Annotated in this window: 15 protein-coding genes; 3 read left to right on the forward strand and 12 right to left on the reverse strand. The window is 60.6% G+C overall.

The annotated features are described in order from the left end of the window. Positions 1–409: 409 nt before the first annotated feature. A complete protein-coding gene (locus P0111_11565; protein MDF0644663.1) occupies positions 410–1,852 on the forward strand; it encodes an arylsulfatase in 1,443 nt (480 codons plus the stop codon). Positions 1,853–1,881: 29 nt separating this feature from the next. Further along, positions 1,882–2,832, forward strand: coding sequence for a transporter (locus P0111_11570; GenBank protein MDF0644664.1), 951 nt, complete (start codon positions 1,882–1,884; stop codon positions 2,830–2,832). Positions 2,833–3,253: 421 nt separating this feature from the next. On the opposite strand, the gene P0111_11575 is transcribed toward P0111_11570, so the two are convergent. The 12 genes from P0111_11575 to P0111_11630 all read right to left on the reverse strand — a co-directional run bounded on the left by P0111_11575 (position 3,254) and on the right by P0111_11630 (position 18,271). Further along, on the reverse strand, positions 3,254–3,583 hold the full coding sequence (locus P0111_11575) for a DUF5615 family PIN-like protein (protein MDF0644665.1): 330 nt from the start codon (positions 3,581–3,583) through the stop codon (positions 3,254–3,256). Then, on the reverse strand, positions 3,580–3,828 hold the full coding sequence (locus P0111_11580; protein MDF0644666.1) for a DUF433 domain-containing protein: 249 nt from the start codon (positions 3,826–3,828) through the stop codon (positions 3,580–3,582). Before P0111_11580 ends, P0111_11575 begins: the two co-directional genes overlap by 4 nt. 422 nt (positions 3,829–4,250) lie before the next feature. Beyond that, positions 4,251–5,057, reverse strand: a complete 807-nt coding sequence (locus P0111_11585) for an ATP-binding cassette domain-containing protein (protein MDF0644667.1) — start codon at positions 5,055–5,057, stop codon at positions 4,251–4,253. Between the two features lie 15 nt (positions 5,058–5,072). Continuing rightward, the gene (gene aroC / locus P0111_11590; GenBank protein ID MDF0644668.1) at positions 5,073–6,236 is read right to left on the reverse strand and encodes a chorismate synthase; all 1,164 of its coding nucleotides are present in this window, start codon (positions 6,234–6,236) and stop codon (positions 5,073–5,075) included. A gap of 35 nt (positions 6,237–6,271) precedes the next feature. Continuing rightward, positions 6,272–8,035: an aspartate--tRNA ligase gene (gene aspS, locus P0111_11595; GenBank protein ID MDF0644669.1), complete on the reverse strand. Its 1,764-nt coding sequence runs from the start codon at positions 8,033–8,035 to the stop codon at positions 6,272–6,274. Between the two features lie 165 nt (positions 8,036–8,200). Further along, positions 8,201–9,037, reverse strand: a complete 837-nt coding sequence (locus P0111_11600; protein MDF0644670.1) for a pseudouridine synthase — start codon at positions 9,035–9,037, stop codon at positions 8,201–8,203. Positions 9,038–9,109: 72 nt separating this feature from the next. Further along, positions 9,110–10,666 carry a glutamine-hydrolyzing GMP synthase gene (guaA, locus tag P0111_11605; GenBank protein ID MDF0644671.1) on the reverse strand — a complete coding sequence of 519 codons (1,557 nt, stop codon included), beginning with the start codon at positions 10,664–10,666 and terminating at the stop codon, positions 9,110–9,112. A gap of 97 nt (positions 10,667–10,763) precedes the next feature. After that, positions 10,764–12,230 carry an IMP dehydrogenase gene (gene guaB, locus P0111_11610; GenBank protein ID MDF0644672.1) on the reverse strand — a complete coding sequence of 489 codons (1,467 nt, stop codon included), beginning with the start codon at positions 12,228–12,230 and terminating at the stop codon, positions 10,764–10,766. Positions 12,231–12,287: 57 nt separating this feature from the next. Then, on the reverse strand, positions 12,288–15,254 hold the full coding sequence (locus P0111_11615) for a 6-bladed beta-propeller (protein MDF0644673.1): 2,967 nt from the start codon (positions 15,252–15,254) through the stop codon (positions 12,288–12,290). A gap of 174 nt (positions 15,255–15,428) precedes the next feature. Then, entirely contained in the window at positions 15,429–16,274 is an 846-nt protein-coding gene (scpB, locus tag P0111_11620) for an SMC-Scp complex subunit ScpB (protein MDF0644674.1), read from the reverse strand. 2 nt (positions 16,275–16,276) lie between these two features. Next, entirely contained in the window at positions 16,277–17,071 is a 795-nt protein-coding gene (locus P0111_11625; GenBank protein ID MDF0644675.1) for a segregation/condensation protein A, read from the reverse strand. A 75-nt stretch (positions 17,072–17,146) separates the two neighbouring features. After that, positions 17,147–18,271: a pentapeptide repeat-containing protein gene (locus P0111_11630; protein MDF0644676.1), complete on the reverse strand. Its 1,125-nt coding sequence runs from the start codon at positions 18,269–18,271 to the stop codon at positions 17,147–17,149. An 83-nt stretch (positions 18,272–18,354) separates the two neighbouring features. On the opposite strand from P0111_11630, the gene P0111_11635 reads away from it, so the two are divergent. After that, the gene (locus P0111_11635) at positions 18,355–19,011 is read left to right on the forward strand and encodes a hypothetical protein (GenBank protein ID MDF0644677.1); all 657 of its coding nucleotides are present in this window, start codon (positions 18,355–18,357) and stop codon (positions 19,009–19,011) included. The last annotated feature ends 23 nt before the right edge of the window (positions 19,012–19,034 follow it).

Consider the following 19,034-nt stretch of genomic DNA (forward strand, 5'->3'; position numbering starts at 1 on the left):
AGCGTCTGAAGCCCTCCGCGGTCCACGGAGAGTCAGCATAAAACTTTCAGTCTGAGTAACTCGAGGGGGGGGACTGTGGCCGAGTCCCCTTGATAGGTCGGGCATGCTGAAGTGCATTGGACACAGGAAAGGGGTCGGGAGTCTTAATTGCCATCCGATCATCGAAACGATTCCCGACCCCTTTGTTTTACGACCCCTTTGTTTTATCCGCCATTTGTTTTATCGCAGCGTAGTCCGCGGACGGTGTCAAATAAAGACTCCCGACCCCTTTTTCACCCCCGCAAACAAAGACTCCCGACCCCTTTTTTCCCCCGGCATGTCGATAGGAGTACTGTAGATATTGACGGTTGTTATTCTCATCTTTTTGGGGCAGACTCGCCTCCTCTCGGGATGAGGTGAGGAGGACACGATGGGAAAGTTCAAACAGTTTATGTTCTGTCTTGTATCGGCTGCAACGTGGGCACTGCCCCCGGCCACATTTGCGGCCGATAAGCCCAACATCGTCTTCATCTTGGTCGACAACGTCGGCTGGGGTGATTTCGGCGTCTACGGCGGAACCACCCCCACTCCCCGCATCAACAAGCTGGCAAGCGAAGGTATCCGCTTCAACAACTACAACGTCGAGGCGCAATGCACACCATCACGGGCCGCCATCATGACCGGACGCTACTCGGTCCGATCTGGCACGTACACCGTGCCCTTGCCTGGACAGGGCCACTATGGCCTAGCTCCCTGGGAATTTACCACCGCCGAGCTGTTGTCTCAGGCCGGCTATACCACCGCCCTGTACGGCAAGTGGCATCTCGGTAACGCCCCAGGCCGGCTGCCGAACGATCAAGGGTTCGATGAGTGGTGGGGCGTGCAGGATAGTTGGGATGAAGCCGGGTACACGAGCTACCCGCTCTTCAAGGAATCGGGCATGAAGCCACCCATGATCTGGGAAGGCAAGAAGGGTCAGCCTTCCACTCCGGTCATGCCGCTTGATTTGAACGTGCGGCCCGTCGTGGACGAGAAATACCTCGTTCCAAAGACGATTGACTTCATCAAGCGGGAGGCTGCCGCAAAGAAGCCGTTCTTCGTCTATGTTGGGTATTCGGAGTTGCATCCGCCCTTCATGGTGAACCCGAACTTTGTGGGCAAATCGGCGCAGCGCGGCGGAGTCTATTCTGACCTTCTTGGTGAGATGGACTTTCGCATCGGGCAAATCCTTGATGCCATCAAGGAAGCGGGCATCGACGATAACACGCTTGTGGTGCTCACCAGCGACAACGGCAACGGCGCGTCCCTGGTGGCCAGCCAGGGAGGATCCAGCGGGCCTTGGCGAGGGGACTTCTTCAATGTGCCGTTTGAAGGGAGCTACCGGACTGCGGGGATAGTTCGATGGCCCGGGAAGGTGCCGGCGGGGGTCGTCACCGAAGAAATGCTCGCCGCAGCTGACTGGCTGCCCACCTTTGCTGGACTAGTCGGTGCCTCGGACCTGGTGCCAATGGACCGCCCGATTGACGGCATTGATGCCTCCGCCTTCCTGCTGGGCAAGGCCCCGGCCACGGGTCGAGACTCCTACATGCTCTTCGGCCCTGACGGTGAGCTGATGTCCGTCAAGTGGAAGATTTACAAGATGATCCTGCGCTACTCCGAAGGAGTGGACAAGCCCATCGTCAAGCCGCAGTTCCCGTTAACCTACGACCTGAGCAGTGATCCGCACGAGGACTGGAACCTCTTCAGCACACAGTTGACCCATGGCTGGATCTTTGCGCCGATCTTCCGGGAGGTCATGAAGTACCAGATGGGACTGCAGAAATACCCGAACACAAAACCTGGAGAAGAGTTCAAGGGCTATTCTCTAAAGTGAGGGATCTTAGGAGGATGCATCAGCACACTATGGGTAGTATGAACTCATTTTTCCGCGACATAGGCGGTCAGACCAATTCACCCGACAACGCGTTTCAGAAGGGCACGTGCGGCAGGACTCATGCCCATCTACTCTTCAAGGGTTTAGTAATCGTCTCCATGATTTGGGCGTGGGCGGAGATCCAGACGGCTCACGCAGCCGAAGGCGCGAGCAGCAACTATTTTCCAGGCACGTATGGCGATGTGCTCGTGGCTGTGCAACCCAAACCTAGCTCGTTTCAGCTGGTCAACTATGCGGGCTATGTCTCTAGCAAGATAGACAGAGCCGTAATTAACAACCAGGCGCTCGTAGACGTGAACGTTCAGCAAGGTTTTGTGGCGCCGTTGGGCCTCTACACTTTCAAGAAACCAGTTCTGGGCGATGCCACCTTTTCCATCGGTGGTTTTTTCTCTGTCGCCGCGGCCTCCTTACAATCGACGCTCACCACTCCGAACCGATCACCACAGTCCGCAGCCAGCAATTCCGGATTCGGTACGTCTGGCCTCATTCCGGCGTATTTTGTCTGGAAATTAAGTGACGATTTCTCCTTGGCCACCTTCGAATTGATCTATATGCCAACCGGTGGGTGGGACTCGAACAGCCCCTTGAACCTCAACCGGGGTTACTGGAGTTTCGACACAAATCTGGCGCTCACCTTTTTTCACGAAAAATCGGGGACGGAGTTGTCCGTGACGGGAGGTCTGATGGCCAACACAACCAACTCGCATACCGATTACTGGACCGCTCCTGAATTCCACCTTGAGTACGTAGCCAACCAATTTGTGACGAGTTTCCTGTCCATCGGTCTGCATGGTTACTTTTACTCGCAAGTCGCCAATGACCACCCAGGTCCCACAGCAGCCGCCGCTCTCAACTTGCTGAATCTCAACACCAGCGCCGTAAGGAGCCAGTCATACGGTCTCGGCCCTCAAATCAACTAGGTGGCGAAGGAGGACCTGACGTTCGCATTTTCGTGGCTCCATGATCTTTACGATCACTATCGCATGCCATCAAACTACTTCTACCTCAATACTTACGTCACGTTTTAAAAGTGACCACGGAACCTGTTGAGATACAACTTTACTCCTGGGTCACGAAAAGGGCTCGGGAGTCTTAAATGCCCACGAGGCGTCTAGAAAGACACCCGTCCCTGCTGTTCCGTCGCGCGCGGTGATGCACGAAGCAAGACCCCCATTGCGTCGTGCTCGCAGCGGGCCGGGTAGCGCAAGGGGTCATGTCGCCGTGAGTTTGACTCTGCCGACATTACCGAGCTTCACACGTTGCCTTGCCTGCCAAAGATCATAGTTGTATTGCATCGCAAGCCAGCTTTCGGGCGAGCGGCCAAGGGCCTTCGAAAGAGGCTTAGACCACCTCGATAAGTGTCTCGCCAGCGGCAAGGCGTTGCAGGATATCCGGAAGCAGCGGTTCCAACCAATTCCGAAGAGCAGTATTCGTGGCATTGCCCAATCGCAACCAGACTACGGATGCTGGACCATCGACAAGTGTGGCCAGCGTGGCAAAGTCCTCGTCCTTTGTCATGATGATATAGTCGTTTCGGCGGGCGAATTCGAAGACCGCGCGATCGTCGAAAGTCAAACCAGGCTGATCACAAACGTGAATCGATTCTTGTGCGTGCTCGCAGAGCCAAGTCGCAAGGCCGGGTGGGAGATTCGCGTCAACGAGGAACTTCATCCAGACCGTGCGGGCACGATACTATGGTTCAAATACGCGGCGGCATAGGCCATGGCTGCGCGGATATCGTCGCGCTCCAAGTAGGGATAGTCATGCAGGATCTCTTCCTCGGAGGTACCAGCCGCCAGCATATCGAGGATGTCCTGCACGCGGATACGCAAGCCGCGGATACAAGGACGCCCGCCGCATTTCCCAGGCTCAATGGTGATACGTTGCAGAAGGGGTGTCTTCATCGATGACGACATGCCAATGGACTCCATCTGCTGTAAAACCAGCGGCACTATAACATCAGGTTAGGGTTCGATCAACAACGGAGGCCTCTTGGTAGTGAGTCAGTTAGTCATCCATAAAAGCACTGAAGTTTGTCATTCCCGCGGAAGCGGGAATCCAGTCAAGGCATTCTCCTCAGCATGGAGTCTCGCTCTCGGAGTGGATGCCCGCCTTCGCGGGCATGACGCAAGAGGAAACTGACCCACTACCGGCCGCTGCTTCTCGTACTGTACGTTCCTCGAAACGAGCGCTTTGAATGATGTTTACAGAGGAACAGAAAAGCGATTGGCCCAAGGGGTCAGGAACCATTTGCGCACAGCGCCCGGCGGGTCGTTCCGACAAATGGTTCCTGACCCCGTCCTCCGCGTCCTCCGGAGCCAGTCCCTGACGGGTCGTTTCAACGTCCTGGGAAAGCCTGGTACCAGCCGTTGGCGCGGGCGAGCGTCACGGGACAGTCAAATAGCTCGGACAGGTTCCGATCCGTCAGCACCTCCCGCTTCTCTCCGTCCTGAAGAATCTTGCCCCGCTTCAGCAGCACCACCCGGTTGATCTCCGGCGGGATTTCATGGATATGGTGCGTGACGAGCAGCACGGTTTTTCCATGCCGCATGTGCCGCCGGATCAGATCCAGGTAGTGAAACGTGGCGGTCAAATCGAGACCACTGGTCGGCTCGTCCAGCACGAGCGCGGGCGGATCATGCACCAGCGCCCGGCCGAGCAAACAGCGGCGCTGCTCTCCCGTGGACATCTCGCCGAACGGCTTGTCTCTGAGTCCCTGTGCGCCCAGATCCGCGAGGATCTCGTCGGCCCGGGCCAGCTGGCCGTAGTTGAAGCCCTGCCGCTCATAGATGCCGATGCTGGCGTAAAAACCCGACAGGACGACTTTCAGCCCGGTGACTTCGTCCAAGTACCGGTGCTGTAGATCGTGCGAGACCATCCCGAGCCGTTTGCGCACGTCCCACACGCTCCACTGAGCCTCTCCGAACACGCGGATCGACAGGCGGTCGTCCGCGACCGGATGCACTTCGCCGGCCAGCAGCTTGAGGATGGTGGACTTGCCGGCGCCGTTTGGCCCGAGAATGGCCGTGTGCCGGTCTTCTTCCAGTGAGAAGGTAAGATCGTCGAAGACGCAGGTGTCCCCGCGATAGACGGTGGCGTTGCGGATGTCGAGGATTGGACCTTCGTAGGCAGAGAATGACGGCATGCCTGAATCGAGGGGTTACGCTTCGTAGGGTTCCGGATTCAGCTTTGCGGTAGGTTTGCTCGTACTTGGCGCGCTCGGATTCTCGACGGATCCGGCAATTTTCGGGGTCGGCGTCCTGACGTCCGCGTTTTGCGCGCGATGAAGGAGCGCATGATCCATCAAGACCAGCGCCAGCATCGCTTCCGCGACCGGCGTGGCGCGCAGCCCGACGCAGGGATCGTGGCGTCCGTTGGTTTCAACCGTCACGGCGTTGCCCTGCTTGTCGATGGACCGCCGGGGCAGCCGGATGCTGGACGTGGGCTTAATCCCGATGCTGACCACGATGTCTTGGCCGGTCGAAATGCCCCCGAGAATCCCTCCGGCATGGTTGGTGGCGAATCCCTCAGGGGTCAACTCGTCGCCGTGTTCTGAGCCACGCTGAGCCACCGAGGCGAACCCCGCGCCGATCTCCACCGCCTTCACCGCGTTGATGCTCATCATGGCCGCGGCCAGATCGGCGTCCAATTTCGCGTAGACCGGCGCGCCCCATCCGACCGGCACATGCTCGGCCGCGGTGGTGATCCGCGCGCCGACGGAATCGCCGGACTTGCGCAGCTCGTCCATAAAGCATTCGAGCTTGTCCACCATGCCGGGATCCGCCGCGAAGAACGGATTCGCTCCCACCGCCTCCCAACTCTTGAACGGAATGGATAATGGCCCGAGTTGGCTCAGATATCCCCGGATGACGACACCGTACTTCTCGTTGAGCCATTTTCGTGCGATCGCGCCGGCCGCGACCCGTACCGCCGTTTCCCTGGCCGAAGCCCGCCCGCCACCGCGGTGATCGCGGATGCCATACTTCTGCCAATAGGTATAGTCGGCATGGCCGGGACGGAAGGTGTCGACGAGGTTGCCGTAGTCCCTGCCGCGGGCGTCCTGGTTTCGGATCAGCAGGGCGATCGGCGTACCGGTCGTCTTCCCCTCAAACAGACCGGAGAGAATCTCCACGGCATCGGTTTCTTGCCGTTGCGTCACATGACGGGAGGTGCCCGGCTTGCGCCGGTCGAGGTCCTTCTGGATGTCCTCGGTGGCAAGAGCCAGGCCCGGAGGACAGCCGTCGACGACGCAGCCGATCGCAGGCCCGTGACTTTCGCCGAACGACGTCACGGTAAAGATACGGCCGAACGTATTGGCAGGCATCGGTTGAGAGGCTCCTCGCTAACAGTGCGACAGGGCTACTCGACGAGATCGAGCTTGATCCGCAGCTCTTTCAACTGCTCGGCACTGACGGCAGACGGTGCGTCGGTCAACGGACATTGGGCACGCTGGGTCTTGGGGAATGCGATCACGTCGCGAATCGAATCGGCGCCGCCCAGCAGCATGATGAGCCGGTCCAGGCCGAAGGCAATGCCACCGTGGGGCGGTGCGCCGTAGTCGAGAGCCTCAAGCAGAAATCCGAACTTCGCCTGGGCCTGGTCCTTGCCGATGCCCAGCAGATCCAGAATCCGCAGCTGCACTTCGCTGCGGTGGTTGCGGATACTGCCGCCGCCGATCTCGTTGCCGTTAAGCACCATGTCGTAGGCCTTAGCCCTGACTTTGACCGGCTCGCTGTCGAGCAGCTGCACATCCTCGTCCATCGGCGCGGCGAACGGATTGTGCATGAAGATGTACCGCTTCTCTTCCGGCGAATAGTCGAGCAAGGGGAATTCCGTCACCCACAGAGGTTTCCAGGCGGTCTTGTCGATCAGGCCCAATTCTTCGCCCAACGCGAGCCGGATGCGTCCGAGCACGTCATGAACGATGGCAGGCTTGTCGGCGCCGAACAGCACCAGGTCTCCCGGTTTCGCGTCCGGCAGTGCGGTGCCGAAGGCCTTGGGGTCGAGAAACTTGGCGATCACAGATTCCAACTGGCCCTCGGCGGTGATCTTCAGCCAGGCAAGCCCTTTCGCCCCGAAGCTCTTGGCGGACTCCCCCAATGCGTCGATGCGGCTTCGAGGCATCGTCGCCGCACCCTTGACGATCAGCGCCTTGACGATCCCGCCCTTCGTCGCCGCCTCTTTGAACACTTTGAATTCACTGCCCACGCCGAACGTCGTGACATCATACAGCGGCATCTCGAACCGGAGATCGGGTTTGTCGGATCCGTAACGGCCGATCGCATCGGCATAGGTCATTCGCGGAAAGGGGGTCGGCAGCCGCACGCCGCCCGCGTCCGCAAACACCGCGACGATCATGCGCTCCATCAGGCTCATGACCTGCTCACGATCGACGAACGACATTTCCACATCGACCTGCGTGAATTCCGGCTGGCGGTCGTTGCGGAGATCCTCGTCCCGAAAACAGCGGGCGATCTGGTAGTAGCGGTCCACACCGCTGACCATCAGGACCTGCTTGAACAGCTGCGGGGATTGAGGCAGGGCGAAAAACTGTCCGGCATTCACACGGCTTGGAACGAGGTAGTCCCGCGCTCCTTCCGGCGTGCTCTTGGTGAGAATGGGCGTCTCCACTTCGAGAAACGACTCGGCGTTCAGGAACGCCCTCACGGCCTGCGCGATGCCGTGGCGCAGGCTCAACAGCCGCTGCATCTTCGGCCGGCGCAAATCCAGATAACGGTACTTGAGCCGGATCGACTCCGTGACGTCGGCCTCGTCTTCGATGAGAAACGGCGGCGTCTTGGCCTCGTTCAAAATCTCGACGGCGTCGACGAACACCTCCACGTCGCCCGTCGGCAGGTTAGGATTCTTTGATTCCGCCGGTCTGGCCATGACCTGACCGGTCACCGAGACCACACATTCGCTCCGCAACGTATGGGCGGCTTTATGCACCGCTTCGTTGCGCTCGGCGTTGAACACCACCTGCGTGATGCCGGTACGGTCGCGTAAGTCGATGAACATCACGGTCCCGTGATCTCGGCGCCGCTGGACCCAGCCGTTCAAGACGACCGACCGGCCCACATGGGAACCGTTCAACTCACCGCAACGATGTGTCCGGATTTTCATGCTGATCGCGCCTTCCTTATCAGACGATATCAGACGATGAAAAAGTCCTCCAGCTTCGTTCTCGCATCGCTTAGAGGCTTAACGTACGGCCCAAAGTACGCTTCGCCTCTGTGCTCGCTGCGGCCTTGCTGGAAGACCTTTTTGATCGTCTTCAAATATTAAAGATCATGCGGCCCGGCCGCGACTCTTCTTCGCTCTCTTCGGACGGGCCCAGCCTTCACGTTTGGCCGGCCTCTGACGGCGCGGCGCAAGAGACTCCTGTCCTTCATCGGACGTCAGTCGCCTCTCGACCAACTCGCGCAGAGCGTTCGCCTCCCGGTCGGTCAGAAACCGAAACTCGCCGGGGGCGAGGTTGCCGAGCGTCAGCGGCCCCATCTTGACCCGCACGAGCTTGATCACCGGATGGCCGACCGCCTCCAGCATCCGTCTCACTTGGTGTTTGCGTCCCTCCCGGATGGTGACCTCCAACCAGGAATTCTGCTCGGCTTTTTTGATCTTTTTGACCGTCGCCGGGCCGGTCATGCCGTCTTCGAGTTTCACGCCGCGCTCCAATTGACGGATCTCTTCGTCCGTCGCCACACCCTTGACCTTGATAAGGTAGGTTTTGGGCACATGGTAGCGGGGATGCAACAGCGCTTGGGCCAGATCGCCATTGTTCGTGAGCAGCATCAGCCCTTCGCTGTCGAAATCCAGACGGCCCACCGGAAACACTCGAACCGAGACTCCGCGCAGGTAGTCCTTCACCGTCGTCCGGCCGCCCGGGTCGTCCAGGGTAGACATGACGTTCTTGGGCTTGTGCAGCAACAGATAAACGAACGGCTGCGCCGCGCTGAGATGCTTGCCGTCCACCTTGACGTGGTCGCGGCTCGGATCGACTTTGGTGCCGAGTTCCGTGACGACCTTGCCGTTGACGGTCACCCGGCCCGCCGAGATCAGCGCCTCTGCCTTCCGCCGGGACGCGAGACCGGTCCCGGCAATCAGTTTTTGTAGCCGAACTTCCATATGGCTGCGAAGGTTAAGGTTGAGGCTGAGGGCATTACCCCACTTAACCTTCACCTCGACCTTAGCCTTCCGTCATTCCCATTCTATCGTTGACGGCGGTTTCGAGCTGATGTCGTACACGACCCGGTTCACGCCCTTCACTTCGTTGATGATGCGGTTCGACATCCGACCCAGCACATCGTTGGGAATTTTCGCCCAATCGGCCGTCATCCCGTCCAGACTGGTCACCGCGCGAATCGCGACGACGTGCTCGTAGGTCCGCTGATCGCCCATGACGCCGACCGTCCGGATCGGCAGCAGTACGGCGAACGCCTGCCAGATCTCGCGATAGAGTCCCGCGGCTCTGACCTCCTGATCGACGATGGTTTCCGCCGCCCGCAGCATCATCAGCCGTTCCATCGTGACCGATCCCAGGACTCGAATCGCGAGACCGGGACCGGGGAACGGCTGCCGCCAGATAATCTCGTCCGGCAAGCCCAGTTCTTTCCCCAACACCCGCACTTCGTCCTTGAAGAGCTCGCGCAACGGTTCGATCAGCTTGAGTCTCATCCGAGCCGGCAGGCCGCCGACGTTGTGGTGGGTCTTGATCGTGGCGGACGGTCCCTTGAAGCTCACGCTTTCGATCACGTCCGGGTAGAGCGTCCCCTGGACCAGATACCTGATGTCCTTCAGCTTCTTGGCCTCGGCCTCAAAATTCCTGATGAACAACCGGCCGATGATCTTCCGCTTGCGCTCCGGGTCGGTCACGTTCATTAAGCCGGCTAGAAACTGCTCGGTCCGATCGAGGATCCGAAGATTCAGGTGCAACTGTGAGGCAAAGGTCTTCTGGACCTGGTCCCGTTCGCCTGTTCTCAGCACTCCGTTGTCGACGAAGATGCAGGTCAACTGATCGCCGATCGCCCGGTGCGTCAAGGCCGCCGCGACCGACGAATCGACCCCGCCGCTCAACGCGCAGATCACGCGGGACTTGCCGACCTGCCGGCGAATCTCTTCCACGGCGCTGTCCGCGTAGGACCGCATCGTCCAGGTCGGCTTGCAGCCGCAGATCTCGTAGACGAAGTTGCGGAGGAGTGTCGCCCCTTCCGGGGTATGCGCGACTTCGGGATGAAACTGCAGGCAATAGACGCGGCGCTTCCGGTCCTCGCGCTTCATCGCCGCGACGGGGGAATTGTCCGTATGGGCGATGGACCGGAATCCCGGCGGCATCCGCTCGATGCGATCGCTGTGGGACATCCAGACCGTCGTCACCCCGCCCTCGCCGATGCCGCGAAAGAGGCCGCTCGCGTCGTCGATGACCAGATCGGCGCGGCCGAACTCGCGGTGCTTGGACCGGGCGACCTCGCCGCCGGACACATGCGTCACCAACTGCATGCCGTAACAGATGCCGAGAATGGGAATGCCCTGGTCGAAGAGTTCCTTCGGCACGGTCGGCGCCTTCTTTTCATAGACGCTCGATGGTCCTCCGGACAGTATGATGCCTTGCGGGCGATAGGCCAGAATCGTCGCGAGCGGGACCGTGCAGGGAAGGATTTGGGAGTAGACCTCGGCTTCGCGAATACGCCGCGCGATCAGCTGGGTGTACTGCGAGCCGAAATCGAGGACGAGGATCCTATTGTGCCAAAGTTCCATGGAGCGTCATTCGTGACGCGTGAAGCGTCGTTCGTTTAGTAAGGGGAGCTGAATCTTGATTGCGAGAGACGCTTCACGAAGGACGATTCACGCGGGGCTATTCCCAATCCATTCGGTAGTTCGGCGCTTCTTTCGTGATGATCACGTCGTGCACATGGCTCTCGCGCAGGCCTGCCACCGTCTGCCTGATGAAAGCCGCCTTCCGCTGCAGCTCCGGAATCGTCTTGCATCCGCAGTAACCCATTCCCGATTTCACTCCCCCGACCAACTGATACATCACGGCGGAGATGGGACCTTTGTAAGGCACCCGTCCTTCGATGCCTTCCGGCACCAATTTCTGCGCCGGGCGCCCGCTCTGACCATAGCGATCTCCACCCCCGCGCTCCATCGCCCCGATGGAGCCCATCCCGCGATAGACCTTGTAGGTCCTCGCTTGGTACAGGACCGTTTCGCCGGGCGATTCCTCCGTGCCGGCCAGCAAGCCGCCGAGCATGACAGTCGAAGCCCCCGCCGCCAGCGCCTTGGAGATGTCGCCTGAGAACTTGATGCCCCCGTCAGCGACGATCGGCACGCCGCTGCCGGCGAGCGCCTTGGCGCAATCGGCGATCGCCGTCAATTGAGGCATGCCGGAACCGGACACGATCCGGGTGGTACAGATGGACCCGGGGCCCACCCCCACCTTCACGGCGTCGACCCCGGCCTTGAGGAGATCCTTGGCGGCTTCGGCGGTCGCGATATTGCCGGCGATGATTTCCAAGGTCGGGTGCTGCTTCTTGATCAGCTTCACCACGTCCAGCACCGCCTGAGAATGGCCGTGCGCCGTATCGACGACCACCAGGTCCACTCCGGCGCGCTTCACCTGGGCGACACGATCCTCCGTGTCCGGACCGACCCCCACGGCCGCCCCGACGCGAAGCCGCCCGTGTGTGTCCTTGCAGGCGTTGGGATACTTGATGCGTTTTTCGATGTCCTTGATCGTGATCAAGCCCTTCAGGTCTCCCTGCTTGTTCACGACCGGCAGTTTTTCGATGCGATGCTCGTGCAGGATCTCGCGCGCCTTCTCCAGGCTGGTCCCTTCCGGCGCGGTGACGAGCTTATCCCGCTTCATAACTTGCGACACCTTGAGTTCCAGTCGGGTTTCGAACCGGAGATCGCGGTTGGTCAAGATGCCGACAAGCTTCTTGTTCTTGGTCACGGGAATGCCGGAGATGCGGTATTTTGCCATCAGTTGGTGAGCATCGCGGATTGTTTCGTCCGGAGAAATGGTGACGGGATCGAGAATCATACCGCTTTCGGACTTCTTCACCCGATCGACCTCGGCGGCTTGATCGGCGGGAGAGAGCACGCGATGAATGATCCCGAGCCCTCCTTCCCTCGCCATGGCGATCGCCATGCGGGATTCCGTCACGGTATCCATCGCCGAACTGATGATAGGCACGTTGATCTGGATGTTACGGGTCAGTTGCGTCCGAACGTCGACTTCGCTCGGCAGCACCGCCGACTTGGCGGGCACGAGAATCACGTCGTCGTAGGTCAGGCCCAGACGCGGTTCCTTATCCAGCATACGTCCCCTCGACTACCCTCTGAGGTACCCGCCCGTATGGGTTCAACTCGGGCAAGCCTAGGCGCTCGTCGCGCCTTGCGCCTTCGCAATTTCTGCCGCCGCCTCGGATTCCTCCTGCAGCCGCTCGCTGCCTTCGTCGGCGGGCATGAACTGCTGCACACGTGTGTTGCCGCTGTCGACCACGAACACGCTGCCTTTCGCATCGACCGCGATCCCGTACGGGAAATTGAACTGCCCGTCTCCGTTGCCGTACCCGCCCCACTGGGTGATGAAATTACCTTCCCTGTCGAACTTTTCGACCCGGTGGTTGCCCGTATCGGTGACGTACACGTCGCCCGCTCCGTCGACGGCCACGCCCCACGGCGAACGCAATTGTCCCGCTTCCTGGGCCAACTGGCTGCTGGCGTGCCCTGGCTCCGAACTGCCGCCCCACTTGGTGAGCAATTGCGGCAGGACGTTGGTGCTGGTGTCGAACTTCTGCACGCGGTGGTTGCCCATGTCGACGACATAGACCGAGCCGTCCGACTGATCGACCGCCACGCCTCTCGGGAAGTAGAACTGTCCGTCGGCGTTGCCGAAGCTCCCCCACGACATGACGAATTCTCCGGTCATGTCGAATTTCTGCACGCGGAAATTGGCGCTGTCCACGACATACACATAGCCTCGCACCCGGTCGACCGCGATCCCCCAGGGCGAATTGAACTGCCCCTCGCCGTTCCCCCTGGAGCCGAACTTCAGAACGTAGCCGCCGAGTTTGCCGTCGAACTTCTGCACCCGATGATTGTTGGTGTCCACGGACCAGACATCTCCTTTGCCGTCGCAGGCGATGCCGGTGGGATTGTGGAAATTCGCGTTAGCCGAGCCGAAATTTCCCCAGAGGATGATGAAGTTGCCAGCGTTGTCGAATTTCTGGATGCGGTTGTTCCCGTTGTCGACCACGAACAGGGACCCCTGCTGGTCCACCGAAAGGCCGTACATCGGAGCCATGAATTCGCCGCCGTGGAGCAGCGAGGCGCCGCGGCCCGGACGGCCCCATTTGGCGACGCAGAGGTAGCCCGACGTGTTGACCAGAATGCCGGCCGCGGCCGGCGTGGACACGTTGCCGCCGATATCCTTGAACCAGACGTAGACCGTCTTCGGGCCGTCGCCTAACGAGAGAATGAAGGGAATCGTCGCACCGAACTTGAGCGCCGGCGTCACGTCGACCCATCCGGGCGTGCCCGCCATGGGGGTCAGCGGCGCTTCGGAAATGAAATACGCTCCGACGCCCGTGTCGACGTCGTTGGCGGAAATCGTCACCACCACTTCCGGCGAATTCGTCATGAATGCGCCGTGGTTGATGACGGCGTAGGCGTTCTGCGGAGCCGTCACGTCGATGAGCACCGGCATCGCGGTGACCTCGGCCGACAATTCGCTTTCGGTCCCACTCTCGAAGACGGCCGCGACTGCATAAAAGTAGGGGGTGTCGTTGGTCAAGCCCGTGTGGGTGAATGGATTGGTCACACCTTCGATCTTCGTTCCGGTCGGTTTAGTCAGGCCCTGGGAAGTATTGAAGTAGAGGTTGTAGGACACGGCGCCCGGCACCTCCATCCAGCTGACGAAGATCTCCGTGTCACCGGCCTTGACCACGACACTGTGCGGCGCCGGAGCCTCGGTCGGCTCCTGCGCGGCGGCGGCCTCGTGGCCCCGGCTGAGTTCCTCCTCGGTCGGAACATACTTGAGCACCCGGTTGTTGCCGCTGTCGACGACGTAGACGCACCCTTCCTTGTCGACAGCGATCCCGTAGGGAAAATTGAGCTGCCCCTCCGTCTTGCCTCGGTTGCCCCACGCGCACAAGAAGGTCCCGTTGCCGTCGAACTTTTGGATCCGATGGTTTCCAGTGTCGACGACGTAGACGTTGCCGACCGCGTCACAGGCGACGCCCCACGGTGCCTTGAATTGTCCCGGCCCGGAGCCCTCGCGGCCCCACTTGGACAGGAAGCTGCCCCGAGCATCGAACTTCTGGATACGATTGTTACTCTCGTCGGCGACGAAGATGTTGCCGACGAAATCGACCGCCACCCCGCGAGGAAAGAAAAACGCTCCGTCGAAGCTGCCGTCCCGTCCCCATTTCAGCAGGGGCGATCCGTCGGCCTTGAACTTCTGAATTCTGGAATTGCTCGTGTCCGAAACGTAGAGATTGCCCTCCTGGTCCGTCGCCACACCCCAGGGCACGTCGAAGACGCCCATTTCAGCACCGCGCCAAGCAAAGCCGAACTTGCCCCAGGCCTGCATGACGTTGCCCTCGAGATCGAACTTTTGCACCCGGTTGTTGCCGCTGTCGGACACATACAGGGTGTCGTTCGCGCCGACTGCGAGACCGCGCGGATAGTAAAAACTCCCCTCCTGGGACGAGGGCTCTCCGCCCCAGCGCGCGAGGAACTTTCCGGATTTGTCGAATTTCTGGATCGAGTGGTTATCGGTATCCGCGACGTAGATATTTCCCTCTTTGTCCAGCGCAATCCCGGTAGGCGAGCTGAACTCTCCGTCATCCACCCCTTCCGAGCCGAGGTTCATGGCCAGCAGGTAGGGCGAGGGGATCGCCATGACTTCCTGCGACTCTTGACTTTCTCCCTTCGGGGTCACCACCGTCACGACGTAGTGGTAGCAGGTGCCGTTGGCCAGGTCGTCGTGCACGAACGGCGACTGCGCGCCTTCAAGACAGGTCGCCTTGTCCTTCTTCACGCCGATGACGGCCTTGAAATCGGCCGCCCCGGCAATCGGCCTGGTGAGCTCCGAAAACTTGATCTGGACGCCCTTGGTCGTTTGAAAATATAAGTTGTAGTACATGGCATCCGGCACGGGATCCCATGTGATCGTGATACGGCCGTTTCCGCACTTGGCCGCGACGTTGGCCGGCGCCGGAGGTAACTCTTCTTCTTCGGCGATCGAATCACCGGCGCCCCATTCGCCCGGGTTTCCCTCCGCCCACAGCGGCGCGCGATCGAACCGAAACATCTCATCCATGAGCCATGCGTTGATCATAAAATATTGCCTCGTGTGACAGACATCGATGAAGCGAAGAACCAGCCTCTTTCAATAACTTAGAACAAGATTGTGGAGTCTAGCAAAGCCGCGGAAAGAGAGTCAAGGCGAGGAACGACGAGGTTGTGGGTCAGTTTCACAGATCCAACTTGCCATCTCTTGTCTGCCGCACGGCTAAGCGTGCTCGACCGATTCGCTGACGAACGCGGGAGCACTCCCGGCAACCATCGCCATTTCCTCCGCCGTCTCCCCTTCTTCGGCTTGAAACGGCTCCGTGGAAGCAGAAGCCGGCTCGGACGCATCGACCGTTTCCGCTTGCTGCTCGCCGACCATCGTGACTTCTTCGATGGGCAACATAGCCTGTTCCGCCTCACCCAGTTCTTTGAACTCGCGAAGCGGAGGCAGCTGACTGAGGTCTTGCAGGCCGAAATGCTCCAGGAAATATTTGGTGGTGCCGTACATGATCGGCCGGCCCGGTACTTCCTTCCGCCCGACGATGCGGACGAGCTTTCGCTCCAACAACGTGCGAATGACGCCCGAGGTTTCCACTCCCCGGATCTCCTCGATCTCCGCACGAACCAGCGGCTGCTTGTACGCGATGATCGCCAGCGATTCCAGCGCGGATCGCGAGAGGCGCTGAGCCGCCTTGGCCTTCTCCAACCGCTTGAGCCACGGCGCGCAGTCCGCTTTCGTCGCAAGCCGATAGCCTCCGGCGACTTGAACCAGTTGGATCCCTCGGCCGTCGTGCGCCAGCTGGTCCCGAAGCCGGCCGAGTGCCTGTTGCACCTCCGCTTTGGATACGGTGCCGATGGTCGAAGCCAGTCGCGCGAGCGCAAGCGGTTCGCCGGATACGAACAGCAAGGCCTCGAGAATGGCGGTGAGTTCCATCTGTCCCGCTGCATCGCTCTCGCTCGGCCCCGCCGCACCGGCGGCATCGTCCGAGTTCTGACCGGTGTGCCCTGAAGGATCCGGCTCCGCCTGATCCATGCACCCGTTCTCCTGCAGTTCGGTCGAACTCATGCTTACCTCCATTCCGAATCGTCCAGTTCCGCCGGCTCCGGCACCAACGAAAAATTGCGCGAGACCAGGATCGGCCCGAAATTTTCCGCCTGGAACACCCGGGCCGTCCTCAACCGGATCAGTTCCAACAGCGCGAGAAACGTGACGATGACGACCAGCCGATGCGACGACGCCTCGAACAGGGCGGCGAAGCTGACCGACTCTCGTCCCTCCAGCGCTTCAAGAATCGTGTTCATGCGATCGCGAACCGTGAGGTTGTCGGGGATGATTTCCATGAGCGACTTGCCGGGATTCCGATTGAGGATTCCCTGCAGCGCGTCCACCAGATCGAACAGGCTCACATCCTCCAGCGTCTCCTCGCCCGCAGCCGCCTCTTCGCGCGGCGCCGGCGCCCTGGTATAGATTTCCCGCCACATGCGCTCCTGAGAGTCCAGCTGGCGGGCGGCGTCCTTGTAGGTCTTGTATTCGAGCAATCGGCGGACGAGTTCCTCGCGCGGGTCCGGTCCGTCTTCCTCGTCGTCCGCGGCTTCATCGACTGGAAGCAGCATTTTCGACTTAATCTGCAGCAGCGTGGACGCCATGACCAGGAACTCCCCCGCCACCGAGAGGTTCAACTCGGTCATCGTTTCGAGGTAGTCGAGGTATTGGCCGGTGATCAGGGCGATCGGAATGTCGTAGATGTTGATCTCGCTCTTCTTGATGAGATGCAGCAGAAGATCGAGCGGTCCCTCAAAATTCTCGATGCGAACCTGGTAGGGGAGTTCGGTCTGACCCACTCCGTCGAGCTGGTTATCCACAAGGGGCCTTATACCAGCTTTGGGAGGCCGGAGCAAGCCTCTGCCTATTACTTGTGGTCAACGAGGAATCGCCCCTCAGCGGGATCGGACCAGGTAGGCGATCAACAAGGCGCTCAGGACGAGCAACGCGAGGGTTACCACGTACTGCATCGGCCGGTCCTGGCCCTCCGATGCCGGCGACGGCCGGTCCCCTCGCGTGACTCTGCCGAATCTGGAGTCCCGTTCGAACACCGCGTCGGAGAAATCATCGCGCGCCGTGAATCGTGCGTCGTCGAAATCCGCAGTCGCGTGGAAGATCGTGCGACGGAACCGGGCGTCTCCCTCGAATCGCGTAAAGGTGAAGAACGCCCCACGTTCGAAGCTGGCGTCGGAAAAATCTGCGACGCCGTGAAAGACACCTCCGGAAAATCCGGTGCCGGATGCGAATCCCGCCCCGGAGAAGTCGGCGTCCGGATAGAACTCGACCTCCAGGAACTCCGCGAGCCCGTTGAACCGTGCGTTCCGGAACGACGCGCGATCGTGAAATCGCGCGCGATGAAATCTGCTGTGGGGACCGAAGGCCGTTCCCTCGGCCGTCAGGCCGTGGAGGAAGCCGGCACGAACGAAGTAGCTCTCCCGGAGAAACACGGCGCCCGAGAGCGTCACCGGCTGCAGGAACTCCGCATGAGACAGGTCGACCGGCTGCTCGAATCGCGTGCCGGTCAGGTCGACGGCTCCCTTGACGATCAGCGCGTCCCGCTCGGCCCCATGCCGCACCGACCCGCGGACGATCGAATGCGTCACGGAAACAGAGCCGGAAATGACCCGAGCGACGCTTGCCGGAACGATCGGCTGACGTTCGCTCTCGCGAGGAAGGGCCCCGAGATGGAGCTCGTTCAACCGCAGATCGCCCTCGATCACGACTCCGTCCAGGTCAACCGATTTCCCCTGCTTGATGGCGGCCAGCACTTCGACGGCTTGGAGCTTGTACCGTTCACGGTCTTGCGCCGTACAATCGGCGCCCAGTCGCTTCTTCAGGGCCGCCGCGGCGCGTCCCGAACCGGTCTCGATCCGGCACGGTGCCGCAGATACGGGGATCGCGATACCGGCCCACAGCAGCCAGCCCGCCAGAACAACGATGTACGCGCGCACCAGCATGCCGCCCTTATACGAGATGCCCGGGGTCAAGGCAAGGCGACGATCTTCTGGCTTTACTCCCACCCGGAAATTGCTACACTCCCATGCATGGGATGCCGGAGCATGTTCCTGGACGACTCAGCCTTCCCTAGGAGTCTGTCCGAGTAATGCCATTTCCGATCTCCCGGCTCGGCGTCCTCATCACGGCCGGCCTGGGCATCGTACTGATTGCACTTCCGTTTTCCTTCGCGGCCGAGCGCGTGGTCGAGCTGCCGGTGTTGGGCGCGATTCACGCCAACGACCAGGGCGTTTTCGAAGTGCTGCTCATGACGTGGGACGGCAAGAGCGAGCCTACCCCACCGCAGCTGCAATGCGTGATGGGCGGCGTGCGCTTCGGAGCGACTCAACTCGGAGCGATGGCGCAGGCATTCGCCTATGCGATCCAACGGACTCCCGGTCTCCAGCACGGGGGCACCGTGACGGTCCGAGGAGCGGCATATCGTCCGGTAGGGAACGACGGACCGAGCGGCGGGGCGGCCATGGCCGTCGGATTCATCGCTCTCTTCAAGGGAGATCGCGTTCAGCGGGGCATCGCCGTCACCGGCACGCTGGAGAGCGAGGGCCGGATCGGCGTTGTCGGCGGGATCCCCGACAAGATCCGGGCCGCAAAGCGGGAGGGGTATCACACGGTGCTGATACCAAGCGGACAGATTCACGACGCCGGCTGGAATCTCAACGAATTGGCGCTCCGGCTCAATATCGCCGTGAAGGAAGTCCACACGGTGGATGAGGCGTACCACCTCATGACCGGCAACCGTGTTTAGGCCATCCATGGGGAGCCCAGGCG

Source organism: Nitrospira sp. (assembly GCA_029194535.1).
GTDB lineage: Bacteria > Nitrospirota > Nitrospiria > Nitrospirales > Nitrospiraceae > Nitrospira_C.